The 12,565-nt window shown below is 39.4% G+C and carries 9 protein-coding genes and 1 riboswitch; of the genes, 5 read left to right on the forward strand and 4 right to left on the reverse strand.

All coding sequences use genetic code 11. From position 1 onward, the window contains the following. Positions 1–46: 46 nt before the first annotated feature. From ACFSX4_RS08930 to ACFSX4_RS08940, 3 genes are all read right to left on the reverse strand, one after another. Positions 47–583, reverse strand: a complete 537-nt coding sequence (locus ACFSX4_RS08930; RefSeq protein WP_377773756.1) for a chromate transporter — start codon at positions 581–583, stop codon at positions 47–49. Positions 584–596: 13 nt separating this feature from the next. Beyond that, on the reverse strand, positions 597–1,130 hold the full coding sequence (locus ACFSX4_RS08935; RefSeq protein WP_377773758.1) for a chromate transporter: 534 nt from the start codon (positions 1,128–1,130) through the stop codon (positions 597–599). Positions 1,131–1,241: 111 nt separating this feature from the next. Beyond that, the gene (locus tag ACFSX4_RS08940; protein ID WP_377773760.1) at positions 1,242–2,174 is read right to left on the reverse strand and encodes an ornithine cyclodeaminase family protein; all 933 of its coding nucleotides are present in this window, start codon (positions 2,172–2,174) and stop codon (positions 1,242–1,244) included. 162 nt (positions 2,175–2,336) lie between these two features. On the opposite strand from ACFSX4_RS08940, the gene ACFSX4_RS08945 reads away from it, so the two are divergent. The 3 genes from ACFSX4_RS08945 (at position 2,337) to ACFSX4_RS08955 (ending at position 7,800) form a co-directional block, all read left to right on the forward strand. Further along, the gene (locus ACFSX4_RS08945) at positions 2,337–5,225 is read left to right on the forward strand and encodes a DUF3427 domain-containing protein (protein ID WP_377773762.1); all 2,889 of its coding nucleotides are present in this window, start codon (positions 2,337–2,339) and stop codon (positions 5,223–5,225) included. 140 nt (positions 5,226–5,365) lie between these two features. Further along, positions 5,366–5,462: riboswitch (SAM riboswitch) on the forward strand. Positions 5,463–5,538: 76 nt separating this feature from the next. After that, entirely contained in the window at positions 5,539–7,203 is a 1,665-nt protein-coding gene (locus ACFSX4_RS08950; RefSeq protein ID WP_377773764.1) for a glutathione ABC transporter substrate-binding protein, read from the forward strand. Positions 7,204–7,281: 78 nt separating this feature from the next. Next, a complete protein-coding gene (locus ACFSX4_RS08955) occupies positions 7,282–7,800 on the forward strand; it encodes a thioredoxin domain-containing protein (RefSeq protein ID WP_377773766.1) in 519 nt (172 codons plus the stop codon). Positions 7,801–7,851: 51 nt separating this feature from the next. Here ACFSX4_RS08955 and ACFSX4_RS08960 read toward each other — a convergent pair whose 3' ends face one another. Beyond that, positions 7,852–9,669: an oligopeptide ABC transporter substrate-binding protein gene (locus ACFSX4_RS08960; RefSeq protein WP_377773768.1), complete on the reverse strand. Its 1,818-nt coding sequence runs from the start codon at positions 9,667–9,669 to the stop codon at positions 7,852–7,854. Between the two features lie 262 nt (positions 9,670–9,931). Here ACFSX4_RS08960 and ACFSX4_RS08965 point away from each other — a divergent pair, with 262 nt between their 5' ends. After that, a complete protein-coding gene (locus tag ACFSX4_RS08965; RefSeq protein WP_377773770.1) occupies positions 9,932–11,611 on the forward strand; it encodes a glutathione ABC transporter substrate-binding protein in 1,680 nt (559 codons plus the stop codon). A gap of 54 nt (positions 11,612–11,665) precedes the next feature. Continuing rightward, positions 11,666–12,553 (forward strand): ROK family protein, encoded by an 888-nt coding sequence (locus ACFSX4_RS08970; protein ID WP_377773772.1) that lies wholly within the window; start codon positions 11,666–11,668, stop codon positions 12,551–12,553. The last annotated feature ends 12 nt before the right edge of the window (positions 12,554–12,565 follow it).

A 12,565-nucleotide genomic window follows, 5' to 3' on the forward strand; every position in this document is an offset into this window, starting at 1 on the left:
GGCGGATTATTCGGTTATCCTTGATAAACAGGGCTTATCCAATACGTTAAAATAAAATAATACCAAGGACACCTGATATTAAAATAATATACATCGGGTTCAGCCGTGTGAACAGCAAAACTCCGGAGAGAATAAATATAAACAGTGTGATTAAAGATTCATAGCTGAATTCAATAAGGAATACGCCGTTTGTAATTCCAAAACGGATTGCAGCATATACAATTAAAGCAATAATTACTGGTCTCAGCCCTTGGAAAAAGCCGATAGTAATTCGGTGGTTGTATATTTTACTGATCAGGTTGGATACAATCACCACAATAATTAAGGAAGGCATTACCATAGCTGTTGTAGATATAAATGCACCCAGAACCCCGGCAACATTAAAACCGACTAACGTAGAACTGTTGATGGCAATTGAGCCCGGCGTCATACTGGCAAGGGCAATGACATTGGATAATTCAGCAGTAGTCATCCATCCATGGCTGATTACTTCTTCTTCGACAAGAGGCAGAATCGCATAGCCGCCGCCGAAAGAAACAAGTCCAATGATGAAAAAGGTGATGAATAAATTAATATAGACCATTTGATTTACCTCCTTATCTAAAGAGTGATCGAGCCAGGCCGATGAATGCACCGGTTAACAACACGTAAATCGGGTGCACAAAAAACAGCAGTATAATGCCGCATATTAAAATGGCGATAAAGTAGATATCAATTCGTGAATGTTTGAATAAAATGAATGCAGCATAAAGAATCATTGCAACGATTGAAATCGTCACAGCATGAATGGCAGATGAGACGACTGGATTATCACTTGAAACACTGTAAAAATAACCAAGTACTAAAACAATAGTAAATGTAGGAATATTGATGCCTGAGACCGCAGCCAGTGCACCGACTATGCCGTTCACTCTCTGTCCGACAAAAAGTGCCGTATTAATAGCAATAGCGCCGGGTATTGACTGTGACAAAGACAGGATATCTTTAATTTCGTCTTCGCTGATCAATTGATGTTTTTTAACAATTTCCTCATGTATTTTTGGAATCATGACGTATCCGCCGCCAAAAGTAGAAGGGGAGACTTTAAAAAAAATCCAGAATATAAGCAGACTGTTTTTAATGTTTTTCATATAAACCACCCACCTTATTAATACTTATTATATCAGTATTCAGTGTTAAATTTGTCGATTTAGTGAACAAAATTAAAAAACGGCATATCGATAGATATACCGTAGTATCAATTATTTATATACACCGTTCGCAACAGCGAGGTCAAAATAGCCTGCGCCGACACATTTATAAAGTGTAATTTCTTTATCTGATTCTCTTAGGAATTCTCCGTCATAAAAATCTGACAGCTGTCCTTTAATATCACTCCACTGAATGACATCATTTTCAACCGCATCAATCAGTTCGCCGGCTTCTTCTTTAATACTCGACAAATCATCAACATAAATCTGATCTGCACTCTTAATTGTTGTATGATCCATTTCTTTCATAGACGGTTTAAATGAACCGACACCGTTAATGTGGGTGCCTGCTGTCAAGTGTTCCCCGTTAAATACAGGTGATACAGACTGTGTGGCACAATTGATAATATCGGAACCAGTGGTTAACTGATCTACTGAAGCTGCAACAGTTATTTCTATCTCTATGCCGAATTCTTCTAAGTCCTTTTTAAATTTTTCTGCTTTTTCAGCAGTTCTGTTAAATAAAATAATTTCTTTGATGTCACGGACTTCAATAACGCCGAGGACCTGCTCAAAAGCCATGTTTCCGGTACCGATGACGCCGAGAGTTTTTGAATCCTGTCTTGCGAGCTTATCAGTGGCTATCGCAGTCATTGCCCCGGTACGGAGCCGGGTTAAATATGAAGCTTCCATTGTTACTTTGTGTTTACCATCTGATAAGTCCGTAAGCAATATACTGCCCTGAGTTGTAGGAAGGTCTTTATTATTCGGGAAAATACTGACGGTTTTAATAATACTCACTTTTTGAGATAAGCTGATGCACGGCATATAGAGCATTGAGCTGTCATCTCCTGCGGGCAACACAGTTCGGATAGATTCAACAATCTGATCATTTCGATAGTCGTTCAGAATTGATTTAATATCTTTAATCGCGTGATGAATCTTGTATCTCTCTTCAATTTCTTTATCTGTAAGAGTAATCATAAACGTGTCCTTTCTTTAAAAGCGCTTTAATTTTATCATAGGGTTAATAGTGAAAAGTGTCAATTAACTGGAAACTAGTCTTTGAAGTGATGCGAGTTAATCGGTATAATTCAAACCAATACTAGTTTAGAAGTTTTGTGTTCTAAGTTGAGGAGGAAAAGTGTGGAGAATGTCAGAGATAATTTATTAAATGCATATGAACGAGGGTTTATTGATAGAAATACGAATAAGACTTCGCATTATCCGCCTGAGTTAATCATTAATAACCCAGAAGAGAATGTTCTATCACCAATGTTAGACGCGTTAGAATCATGTGAATCCTTCATGATTTCGGTTGCGTTTATTACAGAAGGCGGATTAGCATCACTTAAAACATCCTTATATGAACTTAATAAACGAGGTGTACGGGGACAGATTATCACCTCTACATATTTGAATTTTAATAAGCCAAAAGTGTTTAAAGAATTATTAAAAATTCCAAACATAGATGTAAAAATCACTGATAAAAATGGGTTTCATGGAAAAGGATATATCTTTGATAACAGTAAATATTCAACAATGTTTATCGGTAGCTCAAATTTAACCGATACGGCATTAAAGAAAAATTATGAATATAATTTAAAGCTCACTTCACTAGATAATGGGGAGGTAATTAGAAATTTCAAAGGCCAGTTTAATGAGCTTTGGGACGAGGCAGTTGTTTTAACTGAGGATTGGATTAGGAATTATGAAAGTATTTATAATGAATTAAATCATGATGACAAAGTACTTCAATTGCTTGAAGCAAGGAGTCCATATCGTTATGATGATTCAAATGTTAAGGAAGTTAAACCGAATTTGATGCAGGTGGAGGCTCTTGAGTCTTTGAAACACTTAAGGGCAACAGGGGCAGACAAGGGTTTAATTATCTCTGCAACTGGTACAGGAAAAACATTTTTATCTGCATTCGATGTGAAACAGTTTAAACCGCAGAGAGTGCTTTTTATTGCACATAGAGAACAGATTTTAGCTAAATCAATGGAAGATTACCGTGGGTTGTTAGGTGGTCCGATTGAAGATTACGGTATTTATAGTGGTTCCAGAAAAAACAGAGAGGCAAAATATTTATTTGCAACGATTCAGACTTTATCTAAAGAAGCACATTTAAAGGCATTTGATGCTAAACATTTTGACTATATTATTATTGATGAAGCACATAGAAGTGGGGCAAATTCTTACTTTTCAATTTTAAATTATTTTGAGCCAGAATTTTTGCTGGGTATGACAGCCACACCAGAACGTACGGATGATGCAGATATATTTGGATTATTTGATTACAACATTGCTTATGAAATTAGACTTCAAAAAGCATTAGAAGCAGAAATATTATCTCCGTTTCATTATTTTGGAGTGACTGATTATGAATATAATGGTGAGGTAATTAGTGACGATAGCCCATTTGAGTCACTGGTACTTGATGAACGGATAGAACACATTTCAGAAAAACTAGGATACTACTCTCATGCAGGTGATAAGGTGAGAGGACTTATGTTTGTTTCAAATAGAAAAGAAGCAAGCGTAATAGAAAATTCATTGAATAAACTTGGATATAAAACCAAATCTTTAACAGGAATGCATTCGCAGGAAGAACGCCAAAATGCGGTTAAAGATCTAGAAGGGAATCGATTGGATTACCTGATAACAGTCGATATATTTAATGAAGGTGTCGATATTCCTTCAGTCAATCAAGTGGTGATGTTACGTCAAACAGAGTCCAGTATTATATTCGTTCAACAACTGGGCCGAGGATTACGTAAGCATGAGGGTAAAGAGTTTTTGACGGTTATTGATTTTATTGGTAATTATAAGAACAATTATTTGATTCCAGTGGCTCTGACGGGAGATAAATCTTTTAACAAAGATAAGATGAGGAAAGATATGATTGGTCGTAATATGATCAGTGGTGTATCAACAATCAACTTTGAAAAAGTGGCAAAAGAGAAAATATACAAAGCGATATCAGTAGCGAAAGTGGACTCTATAGCTAACTTGAAAAAGATATATTATTACGTTAAAAATAAGCTTGGTCACATTCCTTCATTAGTAGACTTAAGTCAAGATGCTGATGCAATCAATCCTTTAGTGATACTAAATAAATTTAACCACTATGTAGAATTTCTAGAAAAAATTAAAGAACCGACTGAAATTTTAACGACTACACAACATAAAATTTTAACTTTTCTTTCTAAAGAGATTGTTGATGGAAAAAGGATAACAGAAGTAAAGCTCATTCAAAATTTACTGAAAGAACCTGTGAATAAAGGTGATTTTCAACGTAGAATGCGTGAAGATGGTTATCATATGAACGACCAAACTTTAAATTCTATACTTAGAATGCTGACACTTGATTTTTATACTGAACAAAATCAGAAGAAATATGGTATTCCACTCATTAATATTGAAAATAATATAATATCACTCTCAGACGAATTTCGGGATTCACTAGAAGGTGTTAAGTATGCCTCACAAGTACAAGATATTTTAGAGGTGGCTGAAATCAATTCTTATGAATATGACCAAAAGTACCCGTTAACTTTAAATGAAAAATATGGACGAAAAGATGTATGTCGTCTATTGAATTGGGATAATGATGAAACAAGTACGATGTATGGTTATAAGCAAAAGCATGGCACACTGCCTATTTTCATTACATATCATAAAAGTGATGAAATAGAGGCCTCGATTAGCTATGAAGATAAATTTTTGGATACACACATACTCCAATGGTTTACGAGAAGTAATCGAACAAAGGAATCCCCAGAAATAAAGAATATATTAATGGCACATAAAGAACATGATCTACCAATATATATTTTTGTAAAAAGAGATGATGATGAGGGTAAAGGATTTTATTATTTAGGTAATGCAAAAATAGATGAAGAATCAGTTGAACAAACTAAGATGAATGGAACCGAGAAAAAACATAATGTAGTGAAAATGAATCTAATGATGACTCATCCATTGGAGCAAAACTTATATCGTTTTTTTGAGGAAGGACATGTTGAGGTTTGAAAATGAATAAGTATGCTTTTCATGGAATAACATTTTTATGGAGGGCTGTTGCGTAAGTATTTAAATACGATAAAGTGTAAAATTCTCATTGACTTACAATGAGTCAGGTCTTATCATATAACTCATAAACTTAATATTGCATCTTATCCAGAGAGGTGGAGGGACTGGCCCTTTGAAGCCTCGGCAGCAGACGTTTGTACTGTGCCAATTCCAGAGCGTTTTGCTTAAAGATAAGAGGGGTTATAGATTGGTCTCTTCTTAAAATTTAAGAAGGGGCTTTTATTATGCAATAAATTAAATGGAGGTTTGAATGATGAAAAGGAAATGGTTTGTAAGTTACATAATGCTCCTTGTTGTCTTCGTATTGTCAGCGTGTACCAGCGATTCCAATGTTGATGAAGTGACAGAAGAGGACGGGGATGCAGGGAATGATTTAGTGATTGCAGTGTCTTCGGATATTGTTTCTCTTGATCCCCACGGCAGTAATGATTCAGTGTCTGCACAGGTGAGGGAAAATATATATGAAAAACTGGTTGCCCAGGATATTGACGGGGAACTTGTACCGGGGCTTGCTGAAGAATGGACGCAGGTAGAGGACACGGTATGGAATTTCAAACTTCGTGAAGGTACAACATTCCACAATGGTTCTGCATTTACAGGTGAGGATGTAAAGGCAACGCTTGAAAGGGTAACAGATCCTGCGGTTGCTTCCCAGTCTGCATTTTTGTTTGAAATGATTGAGGATATTGAAGTTTTGGATAATGAAGTGAACATCACGACAGAATATCCATTCGCGCCGCTTCCAAACCACCTGTCCCACAACACAGGTGCGATTATCAGCAAGGAAATCATTGATGAAGATTACCAGTATGCTTTAGATGAAGCGGGTGTGGATTTAACTGCGGATGAATATTATGAACTGCGTGAATCCGGCGGTGAAGAGTATGAAGAGGTGTCGGAGCAGATTTCAGAATATACCGGTACGGTACTTGGTGACAATGCCGACGGTACGAATCATCTTGTACTCGAATCCCGTACGAGCGGTGATGAAGTGGTTGGGTCAAAGTTTGAAGACTTCCAAGGCGGGGACAGAGAATTTGATACAGTGACATTCAGAGTGATTCCTGAATCCGGCTCAAGAATCGCAGAACTTCAGGCCGGTGGTGCACAGGTCGTGAAGGATGTGGATTCGAGCACAGCGGTAACGATTGAAGGCACTGAGGGTGCTGAACTGCTTGAGACAGAGTCTACACGTATTGAATATTTAGGCTTTAATACTGAAAAAACACCGTTTGATGATGTGAAAGTGCGTCAGGCTGTTGCTCATGCGATTGATAAAGAAGCAATTGTCAGCGGTGTGTATGATGATATGGGTAAAGTTGCTGAAAACTCAGTGCCTGAAGTGATCTGGGGATATGATGAAAGTGTGGCGGGTCTGGAATATGATGTAGACCGTGCCCGTGAACTTTTAAGTGAGACAGATGTTGCTGACGGGTTCTCTACAACATTATGGGTTAATGAAGACCAGCAGAGAATTGATATGGCTGTCTATATTCAGGAAAGTCTGCAGCAAATCGGCATTAATGTTTCAATTGAGCAATTTGAATACGGCGCATTTTTAGAAACACTCGGTAACGGAAATCATGACATGTTCCTGCTCGGCTGGACAACGGTGACGGGGGATGCAGATAATTCACTTTATGCATTATTCCATACAGATTATATGGGTGCAGGAGGGAACCGCTCATTCTACTCTAATCCTGAAGTCGATGCACTGCTTGATGCCGGACGTGAATCAACAGATGATAATGAACGTCTTGATGCATACAGCGAAGTAGAGCAGTTATTAATTGACGAAGCACCGACAGTTCCGGTGATTAATACGAATTTTGCAGCGGGTGTGGATACAACGCAGGTTGAAGGAATTGAACTTGATGCGATCGGCAGTATCCGTTTTGACAATGTAGTGTTCAAATAATAATTGATAAGCAGTTGGCATGAGACTGAACCGAAGTTAAGATATAATGAAGTTAGTAATGAAATGGGAGATGATAATATGACAGAAGAAGTTAAGCACTTGGTTTTGGGTTCGTCTGAAGCAGAAGTGGAGATTGAATCGTATATTAATTTAGGCTGCCCATACTGTACTGCATATATTAATGCAGTCGATGATTTATTTCAGAGATATATTGACGACGGGAAAGTCAGACATGTGATTAAGCATTTCGACAAGACACGTTCCGGCTTGTTAAAAGGAACTGTCGCAAATGCATACCTTGATGTGGGTGAGCCGGAAGCAGCTTATGAGAACATTAAAACACTCTTAAACACCCGGGAAGACTGGACGCAGAGTTTTCATCACACGCTTGAAAAAGCAGCAGGGGAACTCGGCCTTCATGAACAGCATGAAGCAGGTGCCCGCTCTGTTGAGATTTTAAATGAGACAAAAGAACGGGATATTAAAGTCGTTCCTACAGTATTTGTGAACGGCAGAAGAGTTGATTTTGATGGTAATTATGAAGAAGATGCGCTTGTCAGAAGTTTTAAGGAAATTATTGATGCAGCATTGATATAAACAGTTACAGGCCCGGATGCTTTAATTAAAAGCATCCGGGCCTGTTTTTTATTACTCTTCAGGTTCCGGCGTTTCTTCGAACCCTACGCGGTAGATTTCAAAATCTTCTTCATAAAATTCATTGTCTGACCAGTTCATCACGTTTGTGCTGACTGGTTTTAAAACAGTGCTGTACATTAAAGGTACAATCGGAATATCTTCAACCATCAGCTCCTGCCACTCTTTATAGGTGTCAATTCTGTGCTGTGTGTCAAGAGATGCTGCTGAGTTGCCTTCTTCCAAAAGACGGGTGTTTTCTTCGGACTCATAACGTGAGAAATTATGGTAAGCATCCACACCGTAAGTATCGGATGGATCTACATTTTGACCAACACCGAATCCTGCACTGAATATATCCACTTCAGGTTCATCATACTGTACCATCGAATAGAAAGATGTCGGTTCATGGAGTCTTCCGTGAAGAAGCTGCACATTTAAGCCGATGTTTCTCCACTCCTGAATATAATAATTATTGAGCGGTTCTGCTGTGTCGCCGCCGGACATCGCTGCATAGTTAATTTCAAGCGGTTCACCATCAGGTGTTTCGCGGAAGCCGTCACCGTCAACATCTTCATAGCCGGCCTCATCTAAAATTCGGTTCGCTTCATCAGGATCGTACTCCGGTACATCGAGATCCTCATGATGCCAGCCTTCTCTTGCCGGTGTGATTGGAGAAGTGGCCTGCCATCTGAGGCCGTTATAGAAGCGTTCACCGACAGCATCAAGATTTAATGCATGCCACATGGCACGCCTCAGGTTAACGTCACCCATCTTGTAGTTTTCGGGTTCATAAATGACTCTGTTTTCTTCTGTATCCCACTCGCCCATTTTAAAGCCGATATAGGAATATCCGGAATCGATAGAGCCGATCCATTCCACATTTTCAATATCCGCTAAGTCAGGATACTGATCGGAAGGGAATCCGAGCGCAACATCGACTTCGCCTGATTCAACCGCATGTCCGATAGTAGATGTATCGATGAATCGAAGGTCAATGCCGTCAAGCTGTGGTTCACCGCGCCAGTAGTCTTCATTTTTACTGAAGATAACGTGTTCGCCCGGGATGATTTCATCGAGCTTATACGGACCAAAGCCGATCACATCTTCTAAAGACTGGGATGCTTCTGGGATTTCTTCTACAGGAACGTCTTCATAATGGTGTTCAGGGAAGGCATACTGCCAAAGACCGCCTGCAGTAAATGACGGTGCAATTTCTTCGTAAGTAAACACTGCAGTGTAATCATCAATGACTTCGATACCTGAAATTTCATCACTGTCACCTGCACGGTATTCTTCAAATCCTTCAAGCAGGGTAAATCCGTCGGTCATGCCGTTCACCCCTTCATAATCCGGAGAGCCGATGACTTCATAGGATGCAATATAGTCATTGATGGTTAAAGGTTCGCCGTCATGCCAGTTGATGCCTTCTTTAATTGTGAATGTCACTGTCCGGGCATCTTCATCAATTTCAAATTCCATAGCTCCGTCATTTGTATACTGATATTCCTCATCATAAGTCAGCAGCGGTTCAAAGAAGAAACGCATCAGTTCAAATTCATCACTGCTGGCAGAGTGGGTCGGGCTTAGTACAGGTATAAAACTTTCATTCCTGACATAACCGATTCTGAGTGTCCCTTCACCCGTCGGTTCCCCCTGGTTTGAGACAGTCGGTTCAAAGTCGGTATAACTGTATGTATCATCACTGTCGGCAGCATTTTCAGTCTCTGTATCATCATCTTCTGATGAAGTGTTTTCATTACTGCCGCATGCCGAAAGAAACATGATACCGGTTAATAATGAAATAAATAAATACAAATTTACTTTACTCATACTTTATCCCCCTTTTTAAATTTCTTTTTTATTAATTTGAATAAATATTTATATGTTATAACCTCTATTTAAATATATGTATAAAAACCTTTTAATAAAGGATTCTTTATATTATTATTGGTTATAACCAATTTAATTATTACATTTTTCAATATGCAATGTAAAGGCTTGCAGATAAAAACGACGGATTATTTAAATTAATCGGAAAATTACATAGTTTTTATGTTAAAATATTTCATATATGAAAAGGGGAGGAAAAAGAATGAAGAAATTTCATTTAAGGACGTTTATGCTGGCGTTCGGCGTATTGTTTTTGGCAGCATGTACTGATGATTCAAATGTCGACAGTGATACTGAAGGGGGAGCAGACAGCGGTGAAGGCGGCACCGGTGATGTGAGAATTGCGATGCAGGAAGATGTAGTATCACTGGATCCACACGGCAGTAATGATTCAGCTTCTGCACAGGTACGTATGAATATTTATGAGTCACTGGTATCGATTGATGCGAATATGGAACAGGTCCCGGGGCTTGCTGAAGAGTGGGAGGCAGTTGAAGAAGATGTATGGAACTTTAAACTGCGTGAAGGCACAACATTCCACAGCGGAGAAGAGTTTACAGGGGAAGATGTTAAAGCGACATTTGAACGTGTAAATGACGAAGCGGTTGCTTCAGAAGTAGCATTTTTATTTGAAATGATTGAAGAGGTTGAAGTAGTGGGAGACTATGAAGTCAACCTGCATACTGAATATCCGTTTGCACCGCTGCCGAGTCACCTCGCGCACAACACTGGCGGTATTATCAGTAAAGAATTAATTGACCGCGATTATCAGGCTGCTTTGGATGAAGCAGGTGTAGATATGACTGCTGATGAGTACTATGATTTACGTGCTGAGGGCGGTGCGGAGTATGATGAAGTAAAAGACCAGATTTCAGAGCATATCGGGACAGTTATCGGTCCTGAAGCAGACGGCACAAACCATGCTGAACTGACTTCAAGAACACCGGGTGAAGAAACTGTACTAACTAAATTTGAAGACTTCCAGGCAGGCGAAAGAAATTTCGAAGAATTAACATTTGTTGTTATTCCTGAAACAGGTGCCCGTCTTGCAGAACTTGAAACAGGCGGGGTGGATGTTGCACGGAATGTGGATGCTTCAAGTGCAGACCGTGTCGCAAACGGTGAGAATACTGAGCTTCTTGAACAGGAGTCACTGCGTCTCGATTACTTAGGATTTAATGTAGAAAAAGAACCATTCAATGACCCTAAAGTCAGACAGGCGATTTCTTATGCGATTGACAGAGATGCTATTGTTGAAGGTGTATATGAGGGCATGGGCTTAGCGGCAACACACCCGATTCCGCCGGATGTATGGGGATATGATGATTCACTTGAAGGACAGGTGTTTGATTTAGACCGTGCGAAAGAACTGCTCAGTGAAACTGACGTTGCGGATGGTTTCAGTACAACGTTATGGGTACGTGACGACCAGATGATTGTCGATACTGCGATTTACATTCAGGAAAGTCTTGCTGAACTGAATATCAATGTTGAAATCGAGCAGTATGAGTGGGGTACATTCCTTGAGCGTACTGCACAGGGAGACCAGGATATGTTCATGCTCGGCTGGACGACTGTGACAGCTGATCCGGATTACGGATTATATGCATTATTCCATTCAAACAGTTTTGGTGAAACGGGTAACCGTTCATTCTATGCGAATGAAGAACTTGATGCATTACTGGATCAGGGACGTACTGAATCTGATGAGGATGCAAGAGCGGAAGCATACAGCAGAGCTCAGGAAATTCTTATAGAAGAAGCACCGGCAGCGTATACTGTACATTCAAACTTTGCAATTGGTGTCAATACTTCTGAAGTTCAGGGTGTTGAACTTGATGCAATCGGTGATGTAAGGCTTGAAAATGTAACTTTTGAATAAATTTTCATAAAAACGGGGAGAAATCCCTGTTTTTTTATTGGGAGAGTTGATGGAATGAAGTATTCAATCGGCGTTGATATCGGCGGCACAAAAGTACTTTCTGCATTGATGGATGATACAGATAAGGTACATGAAACTGTGGAAATCCCATCAGATATCAAAACGGAGGAGACACTGTTTCAATCTGTGACTTCATCTGTAAATATGCTGTTAGAAAAAAGTGGAAAGATTTCCGGGGAAATCGCAGGAATCGGTGTGGGTGTTCCTGGCTTTGTCGATACGGATAAAGGCGTTGCAGTTTATCAGAGTAACATTCCCTGGGAGAATTTTAATGTGTCGGAAAGATTGTCGGAAGTGTTTAAGGTATCTGAAATTAAAGTGGATAATGATGTCGCAATGGCTGGGTACCATGCATTTAAAACAGTCGGAAATCCAGGTGAAACCGTCATATACATTACTGTCAGTACCGGCATGGCGTGTGCTGTGATTCATGACGGTATCCGTCTTTCCGGGCATGGTTTTTCCGGGGAACTCGGCCATGTCATTGTTGAATGGGACGGTGAACACAGAAGACTCGAGCATATTGTATCCGGTACGGGAATCGGCAGACTCGGCCGTGAAATTTATGGTGACGATACATTAAAAGCAGAGGATGTGTTCAAAAAATATGACAACGGTGACCCGGAAGCATTGAAAATAATAGAAACGACGGCAGAATTATTCGCAAAAAATATATACACATTGATTGCTTTAATGGACCCCCATAAAATAGTTTTCGGGGGTAGTGTGATGGTATATCAACCGGCCTATCTGGAGATGATTAAGGAAAAGATGACGCCATTTATGCTTCAGGGGCATATGCATATTCTTGATAATATGACTGTAACTGAAGGCGAAGGGATTCAAGGGGCGGCAGGTGCTGCGATGAGTATCTTTAAATAAAAAAACGGAAGT

It is taken from the genome of Corticicoccus populi (assembly GCF_042686195.1).
In the GTDB taxonomy this organism is placed as follows: domain Bacteria; phylum Bacillota; class Bacilli; order Staphylococcales; family Salinicoccaceae; genus Corticicoccus; species Corticicoccus populi.